21 protein-coding genes and 1 pseudogene are annotated in these 25218 nt (G+C 69.0%); 7 read left to right on the top strand and 15 right to left on the bottom strand.

Annotation, left to right across the window (positions count from 1 at the left end; translation table 11 throughout):
* From AB4Z46_RS32120 to AB4Z46_RS32110, 3 genes and pseudogenes are all read right to left on the bottom strand, one after another.
* Positions 1-161 (bottom strand): annotated as a pseudogene (locus AB4Z46_RS32120) (electron transfer flavoprotein subunit beta/FixA family protein); the annotation flags it as partial.
* 138 nt (positions 162-299) lie between these two features.
* On the bottom strand, positions 300-1583 hold the full coding sequence (locus AB4Z46_RS32115) for a mechanosensitive ion channel family protein (protein ID WP_442287618.1): 1284 nt from the start codon (positions 1581-1583) through the stop codon (positions 300-302).
* Between the two features lie 208 nt (positions 1584-1791).
* Positions 1792-2745 carry a histone deacetylase family protein gene (locus tag AB4Z46_RS32110; RefSeq protein WP_442287615.1) on the bottom strand — a complete coding sequence of 318 codons (954 nt, stop codon included), beginning with the start codon at positions 2743-2745 and terminating at the stop codon, positions 1792-1794.
* A gap of 75 nt (positions 2746-2820) precedes the next feature.
* Between AB4Z46_RS32110 and AB4Z46_RS32105 the strand changes: the two genes are divergently transcribed.
* The 5 genes from AB4Z46_RS32105 to AB4Z46_RS32085 are packed head-to-tail and all read left to right on the top strand — an operon-like array spanning position 2821 to position 8486.
* Complete coding sequence (locus AB4Z46_RS32105) at positions 2821-3741, top strand: AAA family ATPase (RefSeq protein ID WP_442287614.1); 921 nt, start codon at positions 2821-2823, stop codon at positions 3739-3741.
* Complete coding sequence (locus tag AB4Z46_RS32100) at positions 3738-4745, top strand: DUF58 domain-containing protein (RefSeq protein WP_442287613.1); 1008 nt, start codon at positions 3738-3740, stop codon at positions 4743-4745. The genes AB4Z46_RS32105 and AB4Z46_RS32100 overlap by 4 nt, the downstream gene beginning before the upstream one ends.
* Positions 4742-6733 carry a transglutaminase family protein gene (locus tag AB4Z46_RS32095; protein ID WP_442287617.1) on the top strand — a complete coding sequence of 664 codons (1992 nt, stop codon included), beginning with the start codon at positions 4742-4744 and terminating at the stop codon, positions 6731-6733. Before AB4Z46_RS32100 ends, AB4Z46_RS32095 begins: the two co-directional genes overlap by 4 nt.
* A 53-nt stretch (positions 6734-6786) precedes the next feature.
* Positions 6787-7866, top strand: coding sequence for a lytic murein transglycosylase B (gene mltB, locus AB4Z46_RS32090; RefSeq protein WP_442287612.1), 1080 nt, complete (start codon positions 6787-6789; stop codon positions 7864-7866).
* Positions 7866-8486: an HD domain-containing protein gene (locus AB4Z46_RS32085; RefSeq protein WP_442287611.1), complete on the top strand. Its 621-nt coding sequence runs from the start codon at positions 7866-7868 to the stop codon at positions 8484-8486. The genes mltB and AB4Z46_RS32085 overlap by 1 nt, the downstream gene beginning before the upstream one ends.
* A 130-nt stretch (positions 8487-8616) precedes the next feature.
* Here the strand turns inward: AB4Z46_RS32085 and AB4Z46_RS32080 are convergent, their stop codons facing one another.
* The 7 genes from AB4Z46_RS32080 to glpD all read right to left on the bottom strand — a co-directional run bounded on the left by AB4Z46_RS32080 (position 8617) and on the right by glpD (position 16243).
* A complete protein-coding gene (locus AB4Z46_RS32080) occupies positions 8617-10347 on the bottom strand; it encodes an ABC transporter substrate-binding protein (RefSeq protein ID WP_442287610.1) in 1731 nt (576 codons plus the stop codon).
* Positions 10348-10435: 88 nt separating this feature from the next.
* Entirely contained in the window at positions 10436-10744 is a 309-nt protein-coding gene (locus AB4Z46_RS32075) for a DUF2160 domain-containing protein (RefSeq protein ID WP_442287609.1), read from the bottom strand.
* A 2-nt stretch (positions 10745-10746) separates the two neighbouring features.
* The gene (locus tag AB4Z46_RS32070) at positions 10747-11559 is read right to left on the bottom strand and encodes a carbohydrate ABC transporter permease (protein WP_442287608.1); all 813 of its coding nucleotides are present in this window, start codon (positions 11557-11559) and stop codon (positions 10747-10749) included.
* Positions 11556-12446 carry a carbohydrate ABC transporter permease gene (locus AB4Z46_RS32065; protein WP_442287607.1) on the bottom strand — a complete coding sequence of 297 codons (891 nt, stop codon included), beginning with the start codon at positions 12444-12446 and terminating at the stop codon, positions 11556-11558. The genes AB4Z46_RS32070 and AB4Z46_RS32065 overlap by 4 nt, the downstream gene beginning before the upstream one ends.
* The gene (locus AB4Z46_RS32060) at positions 12443-13513 is read right to left on the bottom strand and encodes an ABC transporter ATP-binding protein (protein WP_442287606.1); all 1071 of its coding nucleotides are present in this window, start codon (positions 13511-13513) and stop codon (positions 12443-12445) included. The genes AB4Z46_RS32065 and AB4Z46_RS32060 overlap by 4 nt, the downstream gene beginning before the upstream one ends.
* Before the next feature lies 1 nt (position 13514).
* Complete coding sequence (locus tag AB4Z46_RS32055) at positions 13515-14588, bottom strand: ABC transporter ATP-binding protein (RefSeq protein ID WP_442287605.1); 1074 nt, start codon at positions 14586-14588, stop codon at positions 13515-13517.
* Entirely contained in the window at positions 14579-16243 is a 1665-nt protein-coding gene (gene glpD / locus AB4Z46_RS32050) for a glycerol-3-phosphate dehydrogenase (protein ID WP_442287604.1), read from the bottom strand. Before glpD ends, AB4Z46_RS32055 begins: the two co-directional genes overlap by 10 nt.
* 98 nt (positions 16244-16341) lie before the next feature.
* On the opposite strand from glpD, the gene AB4Z46_RS32045 reads away from it, so the two are divergent.
* Positions 16342-17112 carry a DeoR/GlpR family DNA-binding transcription regulator gene (locus AB4Z46_RS32045; protein ID WP_442287603.1) on the top strand — a complete coding sequence of 257 codons (771 nt, stop codon included), beginning with the start codon at positions 16342-16344 and terminating at the stop codon, positions 17110-17112.
* A 12-nt stretch (positions 17113-17124) separates the two neighbouring features.
* Positions 17125-18618, top strand: coding sequence for a glycerol kinase GlpK (gene glpK / locus AB4Z46_RS32040; RefSeq protein ID WP_442287602.1), 1494 nt, complete (start codon positions 17125-17127; stop codon positions 18616-18618).
* Between the two features lie 43 nt (positions 18619-18661).
* On the opposite strand, the gene AB4Z46_RS32035 is transcribed toward glpK, so the two are convergent.
* From AB4Z46_RS32035 to AB4Z46_RS32015, 5 genes are all read right to left on the bottom strand, one after another.
* Positions 18662-19618, bottom strand: coding sequence for an alpha-E domain-containing protein (locus tag AB4Z46_RS32035; RefSeq protein ID WP_442287601.1), 957 nt, complete (start codon positions 19616-19618; stop codon positions 18662-18664).
* A gap of 17 nt (positions 19619-19635) precedes the next feature.
* Entirely contained in the window at positions 19636-21132 is a 1497-nt protein-coding gene (locus AB4Z46_RS32030; RefSeq protein WP_442287600.1) for a circularly permuted type 2 ATP-grasp protein, read from the bottom strand.
* Between the two features lie 102 nt (positions 21133-21234).
* On the bottom strand, positions 21235-23316 hold the full coding sequence (locus AB4Z46_RS32025) for an acetate--CoA ligase family protein (RefSeq protein ID WP_442287599.1): 2082 nt from the start codon (positions 23314-23316) through the stop codon (positions 21235-21237).
* A gap of 18 nt (positions 23317-23334) precedes the next feature.
* Entirely contained in the window at positions 23335-24129 is a 795-nt protein-coding gene (locus AB4Z46_RS32020; protein WP_442287598.1) for an oxepin-CoA hydrolase, alternative type, read from the bottom strand.
* A 65-nt stretch (positions 24130-24194) separates the two neighbouring features.
* Complete coding sequence (locus AB4Z46_RS32015; RefSeq protein WP_442287597.1) at positions 24195-25202, bottom strand: tripartite tricarboxylate transporter substrate binding protein; 1008 nt, start codon at positions 25200-25202, stop codon at positions 24195-24197.
* Positions 25203-25218: the final 16 nt, after the last annotated feature.

The following is a 25218-nucleotide window of genomic DNA, read 5'->3' as shown; positions in this document are numbered from 1 at the left end:
ACGCCCTTTTCCTTCAGGCGCACCGCCTCTTCGACCGCGATCTCGTCGAAGGGGTTCATGCTCATCTTCACGTTGGCAATGTCGACGCCGGTGCCGTCAGACTTGACACGCACCTTGACGTTGTAGTCGACGACCCGCTTGACGGGGACAAGAATCTTCATTGGTTTGACTCCATTGAATTGCGAAACCGGGGCTTGCAGGCAGCCGACGATTTTAGGCGCCGGCCTCCGCGAGGACTGTTCATTTCGATCAGGGACGCTTCAGGTTCAAGGAAAAAGAACGGTCGTGCTTTTTTGCGATTATAGGCGAGCCGCCGCGGAAGGAGAAATGCCGCCGGCCGGAAGCGACTCGACACGCACCACGCGCTGCGGGCTCGGAATCACGATGCCGGCCTGCCGCAGGCCGTCCAGGATCGAAACGTTGATCGCCGAGCGCAGATTGTCCCTGCCCTTGTCCGGGTCGGCGACCCAGAAGTTGAGCGTGAACTCGAGCCCGTCCGGCGCGAAATTGAGCAGGAAGGCGACCGGCGCCGGATCCTTCATCACGCGCGGCTGCGCGGCGGCCGCGCCGCACAGGATCGCCTGCACCCGCGCCACGTCGCTGTCGTAGCCGACCACGATGGTGGTCGTGATGTTGAACTTGAGATCGGCCAGCGAGAGGTTCTCGACCCGGCTCGTGATCAGCGACTCGTTCGGCACGATCGACTCGCGGCCGTTGCCCGCCCGCACCAGCGTGTAGCGGGTCTTGATGTCGGTGATGCGGCCTTCGAATCCGTCGACCCGGACGTTGTCGCCGATGCGGATCGCACGCTCCAGCAGGATCACGAAGCCGCTCACGTAGTTGGCGGCCAGCTTTTGCAGGCCGAAGCCCAGGCCGACCCCGAGCGCGCCGCCGAGCACCGAGAGCGCGGTCAGGTCGACGCCCACGGCCGACAACGCAAACAGCAGGCCGATCAGCAGCAGGAAGGCGCGGACCGCGTTCGATGCCACCTTGCGCATCGACAGGTCGGTCACTGCCTCGCGCAGGATGCGCTTCTCGATCGTGCTCGAGACCCACAGCGCGAGCACCAGCACCAGCCCGGCCGACAGCGTGCCCTCGAGGATGGTGCGGATGCTCACGCGCGTTCGGCCGAAGGCCAGCGTGATCTCGTCGAGCTCGGCCAGCACCGGCTGCAGCAGGCCGACGGTCCAGAGCACGGCGCCGATCCAGGCCAGCCACGAGATGGTCCGCTCCAGCAGGCGCGCCAGCGCGGAGGCCGGGAACACGGCTTGAAGCACGCGCGCAAAGAAGCGGATCGCGACCAGTGAAACGAAAACCGAGACCGCGATGCGCAGCACCATCACCGGCTGGAACGCGAGGGTCGCGCGCCGCGCGAGATCAGTGAACAAGAGCGCCAGCAGCGGGAACAGCAGGCCGTCGAGGGTGCGCCGGCCGAACCAGATCGAGTCCTTCGGCTGGTCGCGGCCGAACCATCGGCACACCGCCCAGGCCACGACCACGCAGCCCACCAGGATCGCGATCTCGATCCCCACCCCGCGCGCCTCGATCTGGCCGAGCCGCTGCGTGAAGTCGCTGAAATCCAATGCCATCAAAGGTCCAGATCAATTTGCCAGAAACCGGCACGGGTCCAGGCAAGGGATACCGCAGAACCGGCTTTGCCGGGCTGCTGGTATCGCCCCCTTGAGGGGCTGAGGTCCGCGGCTCCAAGTCCGCATGGGCAGGCTTGGACGGACCCGAAGAGCCGCTGCCTCTGGCAGCGACTCGGGGCGCCGCAGGCGCTTCGGGCGTGTTTCACAGATCGGCCAGCACCCGCAGATGCTCCTCGACGCTGCGCGCCAGGGCATCGAGGTTGTAGCCGCCCTCGAGCATCGAGACGATGCGACCCAACGAATGCCGGCGCGCGACGTCGACCACGCGGCTGGTGATCCAGCCGAAGTCGTGCTCGTTGAGCCTGAGCTGACCCAGGTCGTCGTCGCGGTGGGCGTCGAAACCGGCGCTGACGAAGATCATCTGCGGCTTGAATTCCTCCAGCCGCGGCATCCAGCAGGTCTCGATCAGCTCGCGCACATCCATGCCCTTGGTGTAGGCCGGCACTGGCAGGTTGAGCATGTTCGGCGCCGGGTGCTCGGTGCCGCTGTAGGGATAGAAGGGATGCTGGAAGAAGCCGACCATCAGCACCCGCGGGTCGTTGCTCAGGATGTCCTCGGTGCCGTTGCCGTGGTGGACGTCGAAGTCGACCACCGCCACCCGCTCCAGGCCGTGCTCTTCGATCGCGTGGCGCACCGCGATCGCGACGTTGTTGAAGAAGCAGAAGCCCATGGCCTTGTCGCGGCAGGCATGGTGGCCGGGCGGGCGCACGGCGCAGAAGGCGTTGTCGATCGCGCCCGCGATCACCGCGTCGGTGGCCGCGATGGCGGCGCCGGCGGAGCGCCGGGCAGCCAGCACCGTGAAGCGGGTGAGCGTGGTGTCGGGGTCGATCTGCGCATGGTCCGGGCCGCCGGCCGGGGCGTCCTCGATCAGGCGCTGGCTCAGCGCCTCGAGGTGCTCCATGTGGGCGACACTGTGCGCACGCGTGATCTGCGGCAAGGTGGCCAGCGGCACCTCGATGCGCTCGAGCGCGTCGCCGACGCCGGTGACGAGCAGCCGGTCCTCGATCGCATCGAGCCGAGCGGGGCATTCCGGATGGCCCGGGCCCATGTCGTGCTTCCAGCAATCGCGGTGTGTGAAGTAGCCGGTTTTACCCATGGATCGAATCACGTCGTATCCCCACGCGGCATGGGCCCGCCGGGCTTACGGTATTGTTTGCATATGGATACAAAAATGGACGTCGCCGCGAAGCTCGCCAGTTTGCTCGGCCAGCTTAACACGGTGATCGTGGGCAAAGAGGCGCAGGTTCGCGACTGCGTGGCCTGCCTGCTGGCGGGTGGCCACCTGCTGATCGAGGACGTGCCGGGGGTCGGCAAGACGACGCTGGCGCATGCGCTGTCGCATACCTTCGGGCTGCAGTTCTCCCGCGTGCAGTTCACGGCCGACCTGATGCCGGGCGACCTGTCGGGCGTCGCGATCTACGACCGCGGCCAGCAGGCCTTCGTGTTCCACCCCGGGCCGATCTTTGCCCAGGTGCTGCTGGCCGACGAGATCAACCGCGCCAGCCCCAAGACCCAGAGCGCGCTGCTGGAGGCGATGGAGGAGAAGCAGGTCACGGTCGAGGGCGAGACCCGGCCGCTGCCGACCCCCTTCTTCGTGATCGCGACCCAGAACCCGCACGACCAGCTCGGTACTTTCGCGCTGCCCGAATCGCAGCTCGACCGTTTCCTGATGCGCATCTCGCTCGGCTATCCCGACCGGGCCGCCGAGCGCGAACTGCTCGCGGGGGCCGACCGGCGCGAGATGCTGGCCGGCCTGCCGGCGCTGCTGACCGCCGGCGAGCTCACGGCGCTGCAGCAGCGCGTGCTGCAGGTGCACGCCTCCGAGCCGCTCTTGAACTATGTGCAGGACCTGATGGCCGCCACCCGCTCGGGCCGCTGGTTCCTGCAGGGCCTGTCGCCGCGCGCCGGCATCGCGGTGCTGCGCGCCGCGAAGGCGCAGGCGCTGCTGGCCAACCGCGACTACGTGGCGCCGGACGATGTGCAGGCCGTACTGCCGCAGACCGTCGCGCACCGGCTCACGCCGGTCGGCGACGCCGGCCGCGGCGCGGTCGAGCAGGTCCGCGCCATGATCGCGGCGGTGCCGCTGCCGTGACGACGCCGGCGCCGGCCCGCGGCGGGCTCGCCGAGCGCCGTGCGCCGCTGCGCGCGCACATCGACCGCTGGTTCCTGGCGCGCCGGCCGCCCTCGGATGCACTCGAACTGACGCAGCGCAACGTCTACATCGTGCCGACCCGGGCGGGCTGGATGCTGGCGGCCACGCTGCTGCTGCTGCTGGTCGCATCGATCAACTACCAGCTCAACCTGGGCTACCTGCTGACCTTCCTGCTGGCGGGCAGCGTGGCGGTCGGAATGCACGTGTGCCATGGCACCCTGCGCGGCCTGGCGATGCACCTGATGGCGCCCGAACCGCGCTATGCCGGGGCCGCCGCGGTGTTCCGCGTAGTGCTCGACAACACGCGCCGCAGCACGCGCTACGGCATCGGCCTCGCGGTGCACCGCAGCGGCCAGTGGGCCTGGTGCGACGTGCCGGCTGGAGGCAGCGCCACCGTCGAGGTGGCCTTCAAGCCCGAGCGCCGCGGCCTGCACCCGGTGCCGACGCTGACCGCCGAAACCCGGTTTCCGCTCGGCACCTTCCGTGTCTGGACCGTGTGGCGGCCGGCCTCGCAGGTGCTGGTCTATCCGGCGCCCGAGGCCCATCCGCCGCCGTTGCCCGCGGGCGAGCCGATGGCCGGCCAAGCCGCCTCGTCCGCGTTGCGCACCCATCTGGCGGGCGAGTACGACGGCGTGCGGGCCTATCGGCGCGGGGATCCGCTGAAGCTGGTCGTGTGGAAGCGCGCGGCGCAGGCGCAGGCCGCGGGCTCCGAGGACCTGGTGAGCCGCGACACGCAGCAGGCACAGCGGCAGGACCTCTGGCTCGACGCCCAGGCGGCGGGCCTGCCCGACGCGGAGGCGCGCGTGTCGCGGCTCTGCGCCTGGGTGCTGATGGCGGATCGGCTGGGCGTGGACTATGGCCTGCGCGTCGCGGGCCGCGTGGTGGCGCCTTCGCAAGGCGAAGCCCACAAGAGGCAGTGCCTCGAGGTGCTGGCGCTGTGCTGAACGCGAAGCTCCAGGCCCTGCCGCGGGACGCCAGGGACACCCTCTTCCTGCTGGCCGTCATCGGACTGATCCTGCTGCCCCAGATCGCCAACCTCCCATGGTGGTGCAGCACGCTCGCCGCCATCGTGCTGCTGTGGCGCGGAACGCTGGCGGTCCAGGGCCGCCCCCTGCCCGGCAAGGGCTGGCGCATCGCCCTCCTCGCGCTGACGCTGGTCGCCACCTACGCCACCCATCGCACGCTGCTGGGCCGCGATGCCGGCGTCACGCTGGTGGTGATCCTGCTGGCGCTCAAGACGCTGGAGCTGCGCGCCCGGCGCGACGCCTTCGTGATCTTCTTCCTGGGCTTCTTCACGATGCTCACGAACTTCTTCTATTCGCAATCGCTGGTGACGGCCTTCGCGATGCTGCTGGCGCTGCTGGGCCTCCTGACCGCGCTGGTGAATGCCCACATGCCGGTGGGCAAGCCGCCGCTTGCCCAGGCCGCGCGCACGGCCGGCTGGATGGCGCTGCTGGGCGCGCCGATCATGCTGGTGCTGTTCATGCTGTTTCCGCGCATGGCGCCGCTGTGGGGCACGCCGAACGACGCCATGACCGGACGCACCGGGCTGTCGAACACGATGCGCGTGGGCGCGATGGCCGAGCTCGCGCTCGACGAGGGCATCGCCGCGCGCATCCGCTTCGACGGCGGCCAGGTGCCGCCGCGTCCCACGCTCTACTTCCGCGGACCGGTGCTGACGCAGTTCGACGGCCGCGAATGGACCGCCCCACCGCCCTTCTCGCGCAGCTTCGTGCCGCAGAACCTGCGGGTGCGCGGTCCGGCCACCGGCTATGAAGTCACGCTCGAGCCCGCGAACCGACCCTGGGTGCTGACGCTGGACGCCGCGCCCAGGCGGCCCGAGCTGCCCGGCTACGAGCTGTTCGCGACGCCGGAGCTGCAGTGGGTGGCGAACCGCCCGATCGGCGACCTGGTGCGCTACCGGGCCGAGAGCTTCACGCAGTTCGAGAGCGGCCCGACGCGCCGCACCGCGGCGCTGCAAGGCTACGTCGCGCTGCCGGCCGGTTCGAACCCGCGCACGGTCGCGCTGGCGGCGCAGATGCGCGCCGACCCGGCGCTCGCCGGTGCCGCCACGCCGGCCCTGGTGCAGAACGTGCTGCAGCGGCTGCGCACCGGAGGCTACGCCTACACGCTGGAGCCCGGCCTCTACGGCGACGACACGGCCGACGAGTTCTGGTTCGATCGCAAGGCCGGCTTCTGCGAGCACATCGCCTCCGCCTTCGTGGTGCTGATGCGGGCGCTCGACGTCCCGGCGCGCATCGTCACCGGCTACCAGGGCGGCGAGCTCAACGGCGTCGACGGCTTCTGGGTGGTGCGCAACAGCGATGCCCATGCCTGGGCCGAGGTCTGGGAAGAAGGCCCGGGCTGGGTGCGGGTCGATCCCACCGGCGCGATCTCGCCCGACCGGGTCGGCCAGTTCCGCCGGCTCGCGCCGCAGCCCGGCCTGATCGCGGGCGCCATCGGAGCCATGAACCCGACCTTGTCGCAGAACCTGCGCGCCGCCTGGGAGGCGGTCAACAACGGCTGGAACCAGTGGGTGCTCAACTACACGCAGAGCCGGCAGCTGGACCTGCTCAAGACCCTTGGTTTCACCGCGCCCGGCCTGCAGGACCTGGCGCTGGTGCTGCTCGCCCTGCTCGTGGTCGCCAGCCTCGCGGGCGCCGGCTGGACCCTCTGGGAGCGCAGCCAGCACGATCCGTGGCTGCGGCTGCTGGCCCGCGCCCGCGCGCGGCTCGCGCGGGCCGGCGTCGAGGTGCCCGAAGGTGCATCGCCGCGCCAGATGGCAGCCCGGCTCGCGGACCGTTTCGGCAGCGGCGCCGAGCCGGTGCAGCAATGGCTGCTGCGCCTCGAGGCGCAGCGCTACGCGAAGGCGCCGGCCGACGCGCTCCCGGCCTTGCGCAGCGAGTTCCGCCGCCTCGCGTGGCCGCGCTGAAACCACCTGTGTCGTTTTCGGGAGGCCCCCGCGCGGACGGCACAATCGACACGATGCGACGCCTCCTTTCCCACGCCCTGCCGGCCGCCCTCCTGCTGTCGGCCACCTTTCTCGCGGCAGCGCCCGCTTCGGCCCAGGGCGCGCCCGACAAGCGCAGCGCGACAGTGCGCGGCGGCATCCCCTATGCCACGCGCGAAGACGCGATGCAGTTCGCCGACGAGGTCGCGGCGCGCCGCAACCTCGACCCCGCCTGGGTGCGGACCACCATCGGCAACGCCCGGCAGTTGCCCAACGTCCCGCGCCTGATGCTGCCGGCGCCGAACGGCACGCCGAAAAACTGGCAGACCTACCGCAGCCGCTTCATCGACCCGGTGCGCATCGCCGCCGGCGTGCGCTTCTGGCGCAACAACGCCGAGACGCTGGCGCGCGCCGAAGCGACCTACGGCGTGCCGCCCGAGATCATCGTCGGCATCGTGGGCGTCGAGACCATCTATGGCCGCAACATGGGCAATTTCCGCGTCATCGACGCGCTCGCCACGCTGGCCTTCGACTTCCCTCAGGCCCATCCGCGCGCGGCCGAGCGCCAGGCCTTCTTCCGCGGCGAGCTCGAGAGCTTCCTGAGCACCGAGAGCCGGACCGCCGAGGATCCGATGGTCCCGGTGGGCAGCTACGCGGGCGCCATGGGCATGCCGCAGTTCATGCCGAGCAGCATCGCGAAGTACGCGGTCGACTTCGACGGCGACGGCCGCATCGACCTGGTCAGGAACACGGCCGACGTGATCGGCTCGGTGGCGAGCTATTTCAAGGCCTTCGGCTGGCAGCCGGGGATGCCGCCGATCTATCCGGTGAGCTTCGACGAGTCGCGGCTCAAGAAGTCGGTGCTGCTGGCGCCGGACATCGTGCCGACCTTCAGCGTCGATGCCTTCGTTGCCGGCGGCGCGGTGCTGTACGGCGAGGCGCTCAAGCACCGGGGTCTGCTGGCGCTGGTCGAGCTGCAGAACGGCTACGACGCGCCGAGCTACGTGGCCGGCACCCAGAACTTCTACGTCATCACGCGCTACAACTGGAGCAGCTACTACGCGATGTCGGTGATCGACCTGGGCCGCGAAGTGCAGGCCGCGATGGAGCAGTGATGGAGGCGCAGGCGCTGCGCGCGTCGTGGGATGGCGCCTGGCGCGACCTCGGTACGAAGCTCACGGGCGACACGCTGTTCGACGCCTTGCTGGCGCGCTACGACGAGCCGCAGCGGGCCTATCACACGCGCCAGCACCTGGCCGAGTGCCTGCTTCATTTCGAGCGCGAACGCGCCCATGCCGAGCACCCGGGCGAGGTGGCGCTGGCGCTCTGGTTCCATGACGCCATCTACGACCTGGGCCGGCACGACAACGAAGCGCGCAGCGCCGACTGGGCCCGGCAGGCGCTGCTCGGCGCAGGCGTCGCGCCCGAAGCCGCCGAACGCGTGCACGCGCTGGTGATGGCCACGCGCCACGATGCGGTGCCCGAAGGCAACGACGCCCGCCTGCTCGTCGACATCGACCTCGCAATCCTCGGCGCGCCCCCCGAGCGCTTCGCCGAGTACGAGCGCCAGATCCGCGTGGAGTACGCGCACATCGCGCCCGAGGTCTTCGAACCGCGGCGGCGCGAGATCCTGAGCCGCTTCCTGGCACGCGACCCGCTCTATCTCACGGCGCCGATGCGAGCCCGGCTCGAATCCACCGCGCACCTCAACCTCCAGCGGGCAGTCGACCCCTGAGTCCGGCCGGCGCAGCCAGGCCCGTTGGTGAGACACCGCGGAACCGGCAACGCCTGGCCGCTGGTGTTGCCCCCGGCAGGGGGTGGGCGCCCCGACACGAAGTGCGGGGCAACCTGGGGGCGAGCAACAGCTACCGTACTTTTCCTTCCTTCCACGCCGTCAGCAACTTGTTGTAGTCGATGGTCTCGCCCTTCGGCTTCTCGTTCGCCAGCTTCTTCCACGGCGCGTGCTCGTCGCTCAGCATCTTGGCCGGGTCGCCCTTCGGCGCCAGCTTGGGCGCGCACTTGGCCATGCCTGCGCGCTCCAGCCGGCCCATCACGTTGTCCATCTCCTCGGCCAGGTTGTCCATCGCCTTCTGCGGCGTCTTCTCGCCGGTCACGGCCTCGGCCACGTTCTTCCACCAGAGCTGCGCCAGCTTCGGGTAGTCGGGCACGTTGGTGCCGGTGGGCGTCCAGGCCACGCGCGCCGGGCTGCGGTAGAACTCGATCAGGCCGCCGTACTTGTTGGCGTTCTGCGTGAAGTACTCGTGGCGGATGTCGCTCTCGCGGATGAAGGTCAGCCCCACGACGCTCTTCTTGGCCGAGACGGTCTTGGAGGTCACGAACTGCGCGTACAGCCAGGCGGCCGCCGTCTTGTTGGCGTCATGAGCCTTGAAGAAGGTCCACGAGCCGACGTCCTGGTAGCCGTTCTGCATGCCCTGCTTCCAGTACGGGCCGTTCGGGCCGGGCGCCATGCGCCACTTGGGCGAGCCGTCGGCGTTGACCACCGGCAGGCCGGCCTTGGTCATGTCGGCGGTGAAGGCCGTGTACCAGAAGATCTGCTGCGCGATCTGCCCTTGCGCCGGCACCGGGCCGGCTTCGCCGAAGGTCATGCCGGTGGCTTCCTTGGGCGCGTACTTCTTCATCCAGTCGATGTACTTGGTGAGCGCATAGACCGCGGCCGGCGAATTGGTCGCCCCGCCGCGCGCCACGCTGGCGCCGACCGGCGTGCACTTGTCGGCCGCCACCTTGATGCCCCACTCGTCGACCGGCATCCCGTTCGGGATGCCCTTGTCGGCCGTGCCGGCCATCGACAGCCAGGCATCGGTGAAGCGCCAGCCCAGCGACGGATCCTTCTTGCCGTAGTCCATGTGGCCGTAAATCGGCTTGCCGTCGATGGTCTTGACGTCGACCGTGAAGAACTCGGCGATGTCCTCGTACGCGCTCCAGTTGAGCGGCACGCCGAGGTCGTAGCCGTACTTGGCCTTGAACTTGTCCTGCAGGTCCTTGCGCGCGAACAGGTCGGCGCGGAACCAGTACAGGTTGGCGAACTGCTGGTCGGGCAACTGGTAGAGCTGGCCGTCGGGCGCGGTCGTGAAGCTGGTGCCGATGAAGTCCTTCACGTCGAGCCCCGGATTGGTCCACTCCTTGCCGGCGCCGGCCATGTACTCGGTCAGCGACAGGATCTTGCCGTAGCGGTAGTGGGTGCCGATCAGGTCGGAGTCGGAAATCCAGCCGTCATAGATCGACTTGCCCGACTGCATCGAGGTCTGCAGCTTCTCGACCACATCGCCTTCCTGGATGATGTCGTGCTTGACCTTGATGCCGGTGATTTCCTCGAAGGCCTTGGCCAGCGTCTTCGATTCGTACTCGTGGGTGGTGATGGTCTCCGACACCACCGCGACCTCCTTCACGCCCTTGTCCTGCAGCTTCTTGGCGGTGTCGATGAACCACTTCATCTCCGCGGCCTGCTGCTCCTTGTTGAGGCTCGACGGCTGGAACTCGCTGTCGATCCATTTCTTGGCCTCCGCTTCCCCGGCCCAGGCGCTCTGCAAGGCGAAAGTCGCCGCGGCCAGTGCCAATGCTGTGGTGCGAAACTTCATGGTGGTCTCCTCGATGGCGCTTTCCGGTTCTTGCAGATCCGGCTCCGGGAAAGCGGAAGAGCCGGTCCGGTGACAAACAGAAGCTCGGTCAGCCCTTTCGCATGACCAGGGCCAGCACGCCCATGGACAGCACGAAGCTGATCCAGATCGAAGGCTCGGCTTCGAGGCCCAGCCATTCCTGGAACCTGCCGGCCAGGCCGATGAAGATCAGGTTGATGTAGGCCGCGATCAGGAGGCCGATGAAGAGCCGGTCGCCGCGCGTGGTCTCCAGCGGCAGCCAGCCGCGGCGCAGGGTCGTGGGCGACTTGAGCTCCCACACGGTCATGCCGACCAGCATCAGCGCGATGCAGGTGAAGAAGACGGCCACCGGAGTGGTCCAGACCATCCAGTCGAACATGATCAGACCCTCCCCATCGCGAAGCCCTTGGCGATGTAGTGCCGCACGAACCAGATCACGATCGCGCCCGGCACGATGGTCAGCACGCCGGCCGCCGCCAGCGTCGCCCAGTCCATGCCCGACGCGCTCACGGTGCGCGTCATCGTCGCCACGATCGGCTTGGCGTTCACGCTGGTCAGGGTGCGCGCCAGCAGCAGCTCGACCCAGCTGAACATGAAGCAGAAGAAGGCCGCGACGCCGACGCCGGCCTTGATCAGCGGCAGGAAGATGGTGAGAAAGAAGCGCGGGAAGGAGTAGCCGTCGATGTAGGCGGTCTCGTCGATCTCGCGCGGGATGCCGCTCATGAAGCCTTCGAGGATCCAGACCGCCAGCGGCACGTTGAACAGCAGGTGCGCCAGCGCCACGCCCAGGTGCGTGTCCATCAGGCCGACGGTCGAATAGAGCTGGAAGAAAGGCAGCAGGAACACCGCCGGCGGCGTCATGCGGTTGGTCAGCAGCCAGAAGAACACATGCTTGTCGCCGAGGAAGGTGTAGCGCGAGAAGGCATAGGCCGCCGGCAACGCCACGGTGAGCGAGATCACGGTGTTGATGCCGACGTAGATCAGGCTGTTGATGTAGCCCGAGTACCAGGACTCGTCGGTGAAGATGCGCCTGTAGTTCTCCCAGGTGAAGCTCTGCGGGAAGAACGAGAAGCTCGACAGGATCTCCTCGTTGGTCTTGAAGCTCATGTTGACCATCCAGTAGATGGGCAGCAGCGCGAACAGCAGATACAGCACGAGGAAGATGCTGCGCTTGCGGAAGCGGCGTTCGTTCATTTCTCCTCCTCCACGTCGAGCGTGCCGACGCGCAGCATCCAGTTGTAGAGCACGAAGCACAGCAGCAGGATGATCAGGAAGTAGATCAGCGAGAAGGCCGCCGCCGGACCCAGGTCGAACTGCCCCACCGCCTTCTGCGTCAGGTACTGGCTCAGGAAGGTGGTCGCGTTGCCGGGCCCGCCGCCGGTCAGCACGAAGGGCTCGGTGTAGATCATGAAGCTGTCCATGAAGCGCAGCAGCACCGCGATCACCAGCACGCCGCGCATCTTCGGCAGCTGGATGTAGCGGAACACCGCGAACTTGCTGGCACCGTCGATGCGCGCCGCCTGGTAGTAGGCGTCGGGGATCGAGCGCAGCCCCGCGAAGCACAGCAGCGCGACCAGCGGCGTCCAGTGCCAGACGTCCATCAGCAGCACCGTGAGCCAGGCGTCCCTCGCATTGCCTGTGTAGCTGTAGTCGATGCCCAGCTTCTGGAGCGTGTAGCCGAAGAGCCCGATGTCGGCGCGGCCGAAGATCTGCCAGATGGTGCCGACCACGTTCCAGGGAATCAGGAGCGACAGCGCCACCACCACCAGCACCGCGGAAGACTTCCAGCCGGTGGACGGCATCGCCAGCGCGAGGCAGATGCCCAGCGGGATCTCGACCACCAGCACCGCGATCGAGAAGCCGAGCTGGCGCCACAGCGCCGCGTGCAGCTCGTCGTCGCGCATCACGGCGGCGAACCACTCGGTGCCGACGAAGACGCGCCGTTCGGGCGAGATGATGTCCTGCACCGAGTAGTTGACCACGGTCATCAGCGGCACGATGGCCGAGAAGGCTACGCACAGCAGTACCGGCAGCACCAGCCACCAGGCCTTCTGGTTGAGGGGCTTGTTGGATCCGTTCATGCCACCAGCTCCTCGTCGCGATAGAAGCAGCTCTTGGCGCCGAGCACCTTCAGCCAGACCGTGGCGCCGGGCGCGGGCACCACGGCCTCGGAGGCGAGCCTGGCCTTCAGGGCGCTGCCATTGACCTGCGCCGTCAGCATCAGGTGGGTGCCCACGTCCTGCAGCTGCGTCAGCGTCGCGGGCACGGCGCCCGGCGCGCCGGGCTCGACCAGCGCGACGTACTCGGGCCGGATGCCCAGCTTGAGCGCACCCTCGGGCAACTCGCGCGTGGCCGCGAGCCGCGTGCCCGCGATGTCGAGCATGCCGTCCGCGCTGTTCGCCGGCAGGAAGTTCATCCCCGGCGAGCCGATGAAATGGCCGACGAAGGTATGCGCCGGCCGTTCGAAAAGCGCTTCGGCGCTGCCGATCTGCACCGCCTTGCCGCGGGTCATCACCACCACCTCCTCGGCGAAGGTCAGCGCCTCGACCTGGTCGTGCGTGACGTAGATCAGCGTCAGCTTGAGCTCGCGGTGGATCTGCTTGAGCTTGCGCCGCAGCTGCCACTTGAGGTGCGGGTCGATCACGGTCAGCGGCTCGTCGAAGAGCACCGCGGAGACGTCGCTGCGCACCAGGCCGCGCCCGAGCGAGATCTTCTGCTTGGCATCGGCTGCCAGGCCGGCCGCACGCTGGTTGAGCTGGCCGCTCATGTCGAGCATCTCGGCGATCTCGCCAACGCGCTTGCGGATCTGCTCGGCGGGCATGTTGCGGTTGCGCAGCGGAAACGCGAGGTTCTGCGCCACGGTCATGGTGTCGTAGATCACCGGAAACTGGAACACCTGGGCGATGTTGCGCTGCTGCGGGGTCTCCAGCGTCACGTCGCGGCCGTTGAACTTGACGCCGCCCTTCGACGGCGCCAGCAGGCCCGAGATGATGTTGAGCATCGTCGTCTTGCCGCAGCCCGAGGGGCCGAGCAAGGCATAGGCGCCGCCGTCGCGAAAGCTCATCTTGAGCGGCAGCAGCGCGTAGTCGCTCTCCTGCGCCGGGTTCGGGCGGTAGGCATGGGCCAGGTCCAGGTCGATGCGTGCCATGTCAGCCTTTCCTGCGCCATTGCGGTGCCACCGCGAGCCGCTCGCCGCTGTCGAACACATAGGCTTGCGCTGCGCTGAAATACAGCGTGATCGCCGCGCCGAGTTCGAAGCGGTGCACGCCGGTCAGTTGCGCGACCAGCTCGCCCACCAGCGTCTCGACGTGGACGAAGGTGTCGGATCCGGAAATCTCGGCCAGCTCGACCTTGCCGGGCAAGGCCAGGTCGCCCTCGCCCGCGCCGACGTTGAGCGCGCTGGCGCGCAGGCCGACCGTGACCACGCCCTCGATGCCGGCCGGCAGGGCCAGCGGCAGCAGCGGGCCGCCCTCCAGCTGCACGCCGCCCGCGGCGACCCGCCCGGGCATCAGGTTCATCGGCGGATCGCTGAAGGCGCGCGCCACGCGCAGCGACTGCGGCGCGTGGAAGACCTCGGCGGTCGGCCCGTACTGCAGCAGTTCGCCGGCATCCATCACCGCGGTGTAGCCGCCCAGCAGCAGGGCCTCGCCGGGCTCGGTGGTCGCATAGACCACGGTCGAGTCGCCGGTCGCGAAGAGCTGCGTGAGTTCCTCCCGGAGCCCCTCGCGCAGCTTGTAGTCGAGGTTGACCAGCGGCTCGTCGAGCAGCATCAGCGGGGCGTTCTTGGCCAGGGCGCGCGCCAGCGCCACCCGCTGCTGCTGGCCGCCCGAGAGCTCGGCGGGATAGCGGTCGAGGAACATGCCGATGTGCAGCTTGTCGGCCAGTTCGCGCACCCGCGCATCGATGTTCTTCTCGCCGCGCAGCCTGAGCGGCGAACCGATGTTCTCGGCCACCTTGAGCGAGGGGTAGTTGATGAACTGCTGGTAGACCATCGCCACGTTGCGCTCGCGCACCGGCACGCCGGTCACGTCCTTGCCGTCGACCCACACCTGGCCTTCGGTCGGCGCGTCGAGGCCGGCCATCAGGCGCATCAGGCTGGTCTTGCCGGCCTGCGTGGCGCCCAGCAGCACCGTCACCGCGCCGCTCTTCGGCGCGATGCTCTGCGGGTAGAGCCAGGTCTGCGGGCCCTGCTTCTTGGTGACGCGCTCGAGTGTCAGCTGCATGGGGCTCCTTCCTTCGAACGTGCGTGCCTGTGCATCCAGGCGCTCACCTGGTCGCGCTGCTGCGGCGTGAAGCGCAGGCCCAGCTTGGACCGGCGCCACAGCACGTCGTCGCCGCTGCAGGCCCACTCCTGGTCGCGCAGGTAGTGCAGCTCGCGCTCGTGCAGGCCGGGCGCCACGGCCGGGCCCAGGTCGGCCATCGACGCGGCGTCGCCGACGACTTCGGAGATCCGGGCGCCGTAGGCCCGGGCCAGCCGGCGCGCCAGCGCCGCCTCGAGCCAGGGATGGCGTGCCTGCACCGCCGCGACGAAGCGCTCGAAATCGTCGTCGGGCCGCGAGCTGCGCGTGGTGGCGCCGATCCAGCCCGACAGGTCGCCGCCTGCCATGAAGGCGCCATCGGTCCACGCGGGCCGGGCCTCGCCGAGCATGCGCCCCACTTCGTCGGCCGCATCCTCGGCCAGCTTGCGGAAGGTGGTGATCTTGCCGCCCCAGACCGACAGCAGCGGCGCCGCCGTGGTGTTCGACTCGAGCAGGTAGTCGCGCGTCACGGCGGAGGGGTCGCCCGACGCGTCGTCGAGCAGCGGCCGCACGCCGGAGTAGGTCCAGACCACGTCCGAGGGCTTCACGGGCTTGGCGAAGTAGCGGCTGGCCTGGGTGCAGAGGTAGTCGATCTCGTCCGCGCCGATGCGCGCCGCGCCGGGGTCGTCGCCCTGCAGTTCGATGTCGGTGGTGCCGATCAGCGTGAAGTCGTCCTGGTAGGGAATCGCGAAGATGATCCGCTTGTCGGGGTTCTGGAAGATGTAGGCGTGGTCATGGCCGAAGACCCGCGGCACCACGATGTGGCTGCCCTTCACCAGCCGCAGGTGCCGGGTCGCCAGCGCCTCGCCGTGCACCGGGTGCGCCACGCCGCGAAGGAAGGCCTCGGCCCAGGGCCCGGCGGCATTCACCACCGCGCGGGCCCGCACGGTGCGCTCCCCGTCGGGGCCCTCGAGCACGGCGGTCCAGCCCTCGGTACCGCGCTGCGCGCGGATGCAGCGCGTGCGCGTCAGCACCTCGGCGCCACGCGCGCGGGCGTCGAGCGCGTTCAGCACCACCAGGCGCGCATCGTCCACCCAGCCGTCCGAATAGACGAAGCCGCGCTTGAACTCGGGCTTGAGCGGCGCGCCGGCCTCGTGCCGGCGCAGGTCGACGGTGCGCGAGCCCGGCAGCACCTCGCGCTTGGCCAGGTGGTCGTACATGAACAAGCCGATGCGGATCATCCAGGCCGGCCGCATCGACGGGTCGTGCGGCATCACGAAGCGCAGCGGCCACATGATGTGCGGCGCGCTCTTGAGCAGCACCTCGCGCTCCTGCAGCGCCTTGCGCACCAGGGAGAACTCGTAGTACTCCAGGTAGCGCAAGCCGCCATGGATCAGCTTGGTCGACGAGGAAGAGGTGTGGGCGGCGAGGTCGTCCTTCTCGCACAGCAGCACGCGAAAGCCGCGGCCCGCGAGATCCCGCGCGATGCCGCAGCCGTTGATGCCGCCGCCGACGATCAGCACGTCGCAGTCGGCGGCGAAGGCGTTCGGTGGCGAGGCGGTGGCGCTCACGGCGGTGGGTTCCGATGCGTTGGGGTTCAGTCCACGTTCAAGGGATTTGTCGCTTTCGAATCTTTTCATTCTGGTTCCTTATGGCGCGATTTTCTTCGGCGTTAACCCTAAAGTCCATTCGTTTTGATTCGTTTAAAGTAGAGCGCGCTCCATTTGTCCTTTTTTCCGTGAATTCCAACCCCCGCCAGCTCAAGTTGCTGAACACCGTGCGCTCGCGTGGCTCGATCACGGTCGAGCAGCTCGCCGAGATGCTCGGCGTGACCCTGCAGACGGTGCGCAGGGACGTCCAGCGACTGGCCGACGAAGGTCTTCTGACGCGCTTCCACGGCGGCGTGCGCGTGCCCAGCTCGACCACCGAGAACATCGGCTACCGGCAGCGCGAGACCCTGCACGCCGAGGGCAAGGCGCGCATCGCGCGCGCGGTGGCGGCGCGGGTGCCGAACGACTGCTCGCTGATCCTCAACATCGGCACCACCACCGAGGCGATCGCCAAGGCGCTGCTGAATCACAGGGGTCTGCGTGTGATCACCAACAACCTCAACGTCGCCAGCATCCTGAGCGACAACCCGGCCTGCGAGGTGATCGTGGCGGGCGGCTCGGTGCGGCTGCGCGACCGCGCCATCGTGGGCGAGGCGACGGTCGACTTCATCCGCCAGTTCAAGGTCGACATCGCGCTGATCGGCGTCTCGAGCATCGAGGACGACGGCACGCTGCGCGACTTCGACCTGCGCGAGGTGAAGGTGGCGCAGACCATCATCGCGCAGGCGCGCGAGGTCTGGCTCGCGGCCGACGCGAGCAAGTTCAACCGGCCCGCGATGATCGAGCTGGCGAAGCTGTCGCAGATCGATTGCCTGTTCACGGATGCGGAGCCGCCTCCCCCATTCCCCGAGCTTCTGGCGCAGGCGCAAGTCCGCTGCGAGATCGCCCGCGAGACCTGAAAGAACCCTTCCATGACCTACCTGCTGGCCCTCGACCAGGGCACCTCCAGCTCACGCAGCATCGTCTTCGACAGCCAGGGCCGCATCGTCGCCATCGCCCAGCGGGAGCTGACCCAGATCTACCCGCAGCCCGGCTGGGTCGAGCACGACCCGATGGAGATCTGGGCGAGCCAGCTGGCCACCGCGCGCGAGGTGCTCGCCAAGGCGAAGATCGAGGCCGGCGACATCCACGCGGTCGGCATCACCAACCAGCGCGAGACCACGCTGCTGTGGAACCGCAAGACCGGCCAGCCGCTGCACCACGCGATCGTCTGGCAGGACCGGCGCGCCGAGCCGCTGTGCGTGCAACTGCGCGACGACGGCATGGCCGACACGATCCGCGAGAAGACCGGCCTGGTGATCGACGCCTATTTCTCGGGCACCAAACTGCGCTGGCTGCTCGACAACGTACCGGGCGCGCGGGCCCAGGCCGAACGCGGCGAACTCGCCTTCGGCACGGTCGACAGCTGGCTCGTCTGGCAGCTCACCGGCGGCAAGGTCCACGCCACCGACGTCAGCAATGCCTCGCGCACGATGTTGTTCAACGTGCACCGCAACGAGTGGGACGCCGAGCTGCTGCGGGCGCTCCGCATCCCGGCCTCGCTGATGCCCGAGGTCAAGCCCTCGAGCGCGCACTTCGCCGACACCGACGCGGCTTTGCTGGGCCGCAGCCTGCCGATCGGCGGCGTCGCGGGCGACCAGCAGAGCGCCCTCTTCGGCCAGGCCTGCTTCGACGCCGGCATGGCGAAGAACACCTACGGCACCGGCTGCTTCCTGCTGATGCACACGGGCGGCGCCTTCCAGCCCTCGCACAACGGCCTGCTGGTAACGAGCGCGGCGCAGACCAGCGCCACGCCGCAGTTCGCGATGGAAGGCAGCGTCTTCGTCGGCGGCGCGGTGGTGCAGTGGCTGCGCGACGGCCTGAAGGCGATCCAGGGCAGCGCGCAGGTGCAGGCGCTGGCCGAGAGCGTGCCCGATGCCGGCGGCGTGATGATGGTGCCGGCCTTCACCGGGCTCGGAGCGCCCTACTGGGACGCCGATGCGCGCGGCACCATCACCGGCCTGACGCGCGGCACCACGGTCGCGCACATCGCGCGCGCCGCGCTGGAGAGCATCGCCTACCAGAGCGCCGCGCTGCTGCAGGCCATGAGCCGCGACGCGGTCGCCGCCGGCGGCGCGCCGGTGGCCGAACTGCGGGTCGACGGCGGCGCCTGCGTGAATGACCTGCTGATGCAGTTCCAGGCCGACCTGCTGGGCATCCCGGTGGTGCGGCCCGAGGTCACCGAGACCACGGCGCTGGGCGCCGCCTACCTCGCGGGGCTGTCGACCGGCGTCTACACGGACGTGGCGCAGCTGTCGAAGCTGTGGCGCATCGAGCGGCGCTTCATGCCGACCCTGAGCCGGGCGAAGGCGGACGAGGCAATGGGGCGCTGGGAGCTGGCGGTGCGGCGGGCGACGCTGGTTTGATTCCGGTCAGCCTGGATCAGGTCCCGGAGACTGGAGGCACGCTTCAGTGCCCCGGCACCAGGAAGTCCTGGCTGATCCGCCACCCCAGCTCGTTCACCCGGTCGAGGAACTGCGTCAGATAGGCGTGCAGCCCGGTCGCGAGGATCTCGTCGACCGTCGCGTACTGCAGGTCGGCCAGCAGCTTGCCGGCACGGCGCTGGGTCTCGGCGCTCTGCTCGTTCTTCACCATGTCGAGGTTGCTGACCACCTCGTGCAGGCTGGCATGCAATGAACGCGGCATGTCCGGGCGCAGGATCAGCAGCTCGGCCACGCGCTCGGGCTTGATCACGTCGCGGTACACCTTGCGATAGACCTCGAAGGCCGAGACGCTGCGCAGGATCGCGCTCCAGTGATAGAAGTCGTACTCCTGGTCCTCCTCGGTGGCGGTGCCGAAGAACTCGCTGTTGAGGGCGTGGAACTTGACGTCGACCAGCCGCGCCGTGTTGTCGGCGCGCTCGAGGAAGGTGCCCAGCCGCGAGAAGTAGAAGGCCTCGTCCTGCAGCATGGTGCCCAGCGTCACGCCGCGCGAGAGGTGCGAGCGGAACTTGACCCATTCGAAGAACTGCGCCGGATCGCGCTCGAAGTCGCCGCTGCGCAGCATCCGGTTGACTTCGAGCCAGGTGGTGTTCTGCGTCTCCCAGGCTTCGGTGGTCAGCGCGCCGCGCACCGCCCGCGCGTTCTCGCGTGCGGCGCGCAGGCAGGAGAGGATCGACGACGGGTTCGACTCGTCCTTGACCATGAACTCCATCACCTCGTCGGGCTTGAAGCCCTCGTGCTTCTCGTTGTAGAGCGGCAGCAGCTCGCTGATCGACAGCAGGCCCTGCCAGCCGTACTGCGCGACTTCGGCCGACTGCGGCAGGAGCGAGGTCTGGTAGTTGACGTCGAGCATGCGTGCCGTGTTCTCGGCCCGCTCGGTGTAGCGCGACATCCAGTAGAGGTGATCGGCGGTGCGTGACAACATGGCTTGCTTTCCTCCGATCAGGCCGACTGGCTTTGGGTTTGCGACTGCGCCCGCGGCTTGCTGCCGCGGTCGGCCTCGAGGATCCAGGTGTCCTTGGTGCCTCCGCCCTGCGACGAATTGACCACCAGCGAGCCTTCCTTGAGCGCGACCCGCGTCAGGCCGCCGGGCACCATCTGCACTTCCTTGCCCGACAGCACGAAGGGACGCAGGTCGATGTGGCGCGGCGCGATGCCGGCGTCGACGAAGGTCGGCGAGGTCGACAGGCTCAGCGTCGGCTGCGCGATGTAGCCGTCGGGCTTGGCCAGCACGGCCTTCTTGAAGTCCTCGATCTCGGCCTGGGTCGCGGCCGGGCCGATCAGCATGCCGTAGCCGCCGGCGCCGTGCACCTCCTTGACCACCAGGTCCTTCATGTTGGCCAGCGTGTAGTCGAGCTCGTCCTTGTTGCGGCACATGTAGGTCGGCACGTTCTTCAGGATCGGCTTCTCGCCGAGATAGAACTCGACCATCTTCGGCACGTAGGGATAGATCGACTTGTCGTCGGCGACGCCGGTGCCGACCGCGTTGCAGATCACCACGTTGCCTTCGCGGTAGGCGCGCATCAGGCCGGCACAGCCCAGGGTGGAGGTCGGGCGGAACACCTCGGGGTCGAGGAAGTCGTCGTCGACGCGGCGGTAGATCACGTCGACCCGGCGCGGGCCGCGCGTGGTGCGCATGTAGACGAAGTCGTCCTTGACGAACAGGTCCTGGCCCTCGACCAGCTCGATGCCCATCTGCTGCGCGAGAAAGGCATGCTCGAAGTAGGCGCTGTTGTACATGCCGGGCGTGAGCACCACCACGGTGGGCTCGGCGGTGGCCGGCGGCGCCGAGGCGCGCAGGGTTTCCAGCAGCAGGTCGGGGTAGTGGGCGACCGGCGCGATGCGGTTCTGGCTGAACAGCTCCGGGAACAGCCGCATCATCATCTTGCGGTTTTCCAGCATGTAGCTCACGCCGCTGGGCACCCGGAGGTTGTCCTCGAGCACGTAGTACTCGCCGTTGCCCTGGGCATCGGGCGCGCGCACGATGTCGATGCCCGAGATGTGCGAGTAGATGTCGTTGGGCACCTTGACGCCCACCATCTCGGGCCGGTACTGGGCGTTGTTCAGGATCTGTTCGGCCGGAATCACGCCGGCCTTGATGATTTCCTGGCCGTGGTAGACGTCATGGATGAAGCGGTTGAGCGCGGTCACGCGCTGCACCAGGCCTTTTTCCATCGAAGCCCACTCGTGCGCCGGAATGATGCGCGGCAGCAGGTCGAAGGGAATCAGCCGCTCGGTGCCCGAGCCGTCCTCGTCCTTCGCGCCGTAGACCGCGAAGGTGATGCCGACCCGGCGGAAGATCATTTCCGCCTCTTCGCGCCGCGAACGCATCACCTCGCCGGGCTGCTTCGCGAGCCATTGGTCGTAACGCTTGTAGTGGCTTCGCACCGCTGCGCCGTTGTAGGGCAGCTGTTCGTACATCTCATCGAATTTGTGCATGGGACGACCAATCTCCTTGACCATAGCTTAGCAAGTTCAAGGCCACGATCCCGGCCGTCGCGCTCCGGGCGTGCCCGGATGGCGGGGACGGCCGTCCCGTGCTCAGGCTCGCTCGACGAGGGCGTCGAGGACCATGGCGCCCTCCCCCCGGGCGCCCACCAGCACCGGATTGACGTCGATGGAGGCGATCCGGCCCGAGGCCGCGGCGATCAGGCGGCCGACCGCGACGACCACGGCGCACAGGGCGGCGACGTCCAGCGGCGGCTCGCCACGCACCCCCTCCAGCAACGGCGCGATACGCAGCGTGCGCAGGGCCGCGCCGACGTCGGCACTGTCGAAAGGCGGCAGCAGCACGGCGACGTCCTGCAGCGCCTCGACATACTTGCCACCGTCGCCGACCACCACCACCGGCCCGAAAACCGGATCCTGCCGCGCACCGACCATGAACTCGTGCCGGCCGCGGTGCATGGCGGCCACGATCACGCCGTCCTGCGAAGCCCCGAGCTCGGCCAGCCGGGTCCATTGCTTTTCGAACAGCGCGGCGGCATCGTCGGCGCTGCGCACGTGCAGCGCCACCAGCCCGTGCTCCGACTTGTGGGGCACGTCGCCCGAGCAGGCCTTGACCACCGCCGGCACGCCCATCGCCGTCCAGGCGTCGCGCGCCTGCCGTGCCGAGCGGCAGAGCCGATGCACAACGACCGGAATGTCGCGCGCCGCCAGCAACGCGAGGCTCTCGGCTTCGTTCATGAATCGGCCCTTCCCCGCCGGCAGCGGCGGCAAGGCCTCGGCCGGCCACGCACGTTGCGGCCTGCGCATCAGCGCCGTGTGCGAGGCGAGCTGCGCCAGCACGCCAAGCGCCTCCGACTCGTTGCCGTAGGTCGGGATGCCCCTGGCCTTGAAAGGGGCCGCGACCGAGGCCTGCCAGGCAGCGACCACCACCGGCTTCCCGGTGCTGGCCTCGAACCTGGCCGTGTCGGCGGCGAAGGCCTCCACGTCGTAGCCGGCCCCGGCAACCGGGATGTTGATGAAGAACAGGTCGGCCGCCGGATCCTGCGCCACCGCCGGCAGCACGTCGCCGAACAGGCCGCTGTTGGACAGCAGTGCCGCCGTGATGTCGATCGGGTTGCTGGCGGTCGCGAAGCCCGGCAGCCTGTCGGCCACGTCCTGGCGCGTCCGTGGCGACAACTCCGCCAGCGGCAGGCCGAACTCCTCGGACGCATCCGCGCCCATCACGCAGCTCGCGCCCGAGTTGCTGATCACCACCAGCCGCCGACCTTCGGGCCGCCAGCCCTTGAGATAGGCCTCGGCCGCCAGCGCCTGCGCGTGCGGGTCGCGCACGCGCCAGATGCCGTGGTGCTTGAAGAAGGCATCGACCGCGCGGTCTTCGTTGGCCAGCGAACCGGTGTGCGACGACGCTGCCTTCTGCCCGCTTTCGGAGCGCCCGGCCTTCACGGCGACGATCGGCAGGTCGCGCTCGCGCGCATAGGCCGCGGTGCGGGCCAGCATCCCGGGGTTGGCGATGGTCTCCAGGTAGAGCAGCAGCAGCTTCACTTCCGGATCGTGCGCCACGGCCCAGGCCAGGTCGGACACGGTGACGTCGGCCTCGTTGCCGGTGGCATGCACATGGCGAACGCCCAGGCCGCGCCCGCGCAGCAGGCCGTAGGCCATGGCGCTCATGCCGCCGCTCTGGCTCACGATGCCGATCGGCCCGTCGGCCGGCGGTACCTCGACGAACATGGTCGAGAAGCCGGCGATGGCGCCATTGCCGAAATTCGCCAGGCCCTGGGTGTTGGGGCCGTAGAGCCGCATGCCCGCGGCCCGTGCCCGGTCGGCCATGGCCTGCTGCACCGCCCGGCCCTGCGCACCGGCCTCGCCGAAGCCGGAGGCGATCACCACCGCCGACTTGACGCCGCGCGCGGCGCATTCGTCCACCGCGGCCACGGCCTTGTCGCCGCCAACGATCACCAGCGCCAGGTCGGGCACCTCGGGCAGCGCCGCCAGCGACTCGTAGCTTCGGAGGCCCTGCACTTCCTGGCGCGCCGGATTGATCGGGTAGATGCGCCCGCGAAAACCGTGCCGCTGCATGTAGTAGATCGGTCGGCCGCCGATCTTGTGGATGTTCTCGGAGGCGCCAATGACCGCGACCGATTGGGGATTGAGGGCGGATTCGAGCAGATCGGACATGGGCTTCCAGGGAATGGGTTACCCGCGACGGCGGGCCGAAAGGAAGGCGGCGATGCCATCGCCGCAGTCCTCGCTGTAGAGGCTCTCGACGAAGGCGTCGCGCTCGGCGTCGAGCTGCGCCCGGCGCGAGCGTCCGCGCGCGGCGTGCACCAGTTGCTTGATGCGCGCCTGGGCGTCGAACGGGCCGGCGGCCAGCCGGTGCGCCCAGGCCAGCGCCGTTTCGAGCGCCTGGCCGTGCGGCACGAGCCGGTTGACCACGCCCAGCGCATGCAAGCGCTCGGGGCTGCACACGCCGCCGTCGAGCAACAGCTCCAGCGCCGCCTGCGGCGGCAAGGCGCGGGCCAGCGAATCGGAGCCGCCGCCGTCGGGCGACAGGGCCACCTTGACGTACGACATCACGAACTTCGCATCCTCGGCGGCGACGATCAGGTCGCAGCCCAGGCAGAGCGAAAAGCCGCCGCCCGCCGCCGCTCCTTCGACCGCGGCGATCACCGGCTGCGGTGCATCCTGCATCGCCATCACCCAGTCGTGCAGCGCATCGAGGTGCCCGAGCTGCTGCTCGCGCGGCTGCCGGCGCTGGTCGGCCAGCCGTTTCAGGTCGCCGCCGCCGCAGAAGTGATCGCCCTCGCCGGCCAGCACGATGGCGCGGATCCGGCGATCGCCCGCGGCCTCGCGCATCAGCTCGACCGCGGTCCGATAGAGCGACGGATGCATCGCGTTGCGCGCGGCCGGGTTGCTGAGGGTCAGGACAAGCACCGGGCCATCGCGCCTGAACAGCAGGCGCGGGCCGGGGTCGAGATCCTGCGCGGCCATCAGGCAACCTCCGTGCTGCGCACTGCGGTGCGAGCTTGCTTGGGAACGGCCCGGCGCTGCGCTCATCAATCCACCTGGATGTTGGCGGTGCGGACCACGCGCGTCCACTTGTCGATCTCGGCGTGGAGCATCTTCCCGAAGCCCTGCGGCGTGCTCGGCATGGCTTCGGCACCCACCTCGTGCAGTCGCTGCTTGACCTGCGGATCGTCGAGCGCCTTGTTGATGTCGGCACTGAGGCGCTGAACGATGTCTTTCGGCGTGCCGGCCGGCGCCACGAACGCCGCCCACGAGTACGCCTCGTAGCCAGGCAGTCCGGACTCGGCCACGGTCGGCACGTCGGGCAGCAGCACCGAACGGCGCGCGCTCGCCACCGCAATGGCGCGCACCTTGCCGGCCTTGATCTGCGGCAGGGCCGTGGGCGCATCGCTGAACATGAATTGCACCTGCCCGCCGAGCAAGTCGGTCATGGCGGGCGCGCTACCCTTGTAGGGCACGTGCAGCAAGCGGGTGCCGGCCTGCATGTTGAACAGCTCGCCGGCCAGGTGCGTGCCACCGCCACTGCCCGAGGATCCGAAGCTCAGCTTGCCCGGCGTCGCCTTGTCCAACGCGATGAGCTCGGCCACGTTGCGCACCGGCACCGCCGGATGCGCGACCAGCACCACCGGAAACATGGCACCGAAGCTCACCGGCACGAAGTCGCGCTCGATGTCGTAGGGCAGCTTGGGCTTCAGGCTCGGCAGCACCGCATGGTGGATGCTGCACACCAGCAGGTTGTAGCCGTCGGCCGGGGCCTTGGCCGCGATCTCGGCGCCGACGATGCCGCCCGCGCCCGCGCGGTTGTCGATGATGGCCTGCTGGCCCCAGATCTCGGACAGCTTGAGCGCGACCGCGCGGGCCGTGGTGTCGACAGGGCCTCCCGCCGGAAAGGGCACGATGAAACGCACCGGCCGGGCCGGAAAGGCCTGCTGCGCCAGCGCCGGCCAGGCGATGGCGGTGCTCGCGGCGGCGGCGCCGGCGAGCCAGCGGCGACGTGTGAACGGCACGACGGGGGGAGCGATGTCCTGGGTAGTCACGAGAGCCTCCTTGGGT

It is taken from the genome of Variovorax sp. M-6 (assembly GCF_052114385.1).
Taxonomy (GTDB): Bacteria; Pseudomonadota; Gammaproteobacteria; order Burkholderiales; family Burkholderiaceae_C; genus Variovorax.
Note: the sequence above shows the minus strand (reverse complement) of the source record. Positions and strands in the feature narration are given on the sequence as shown.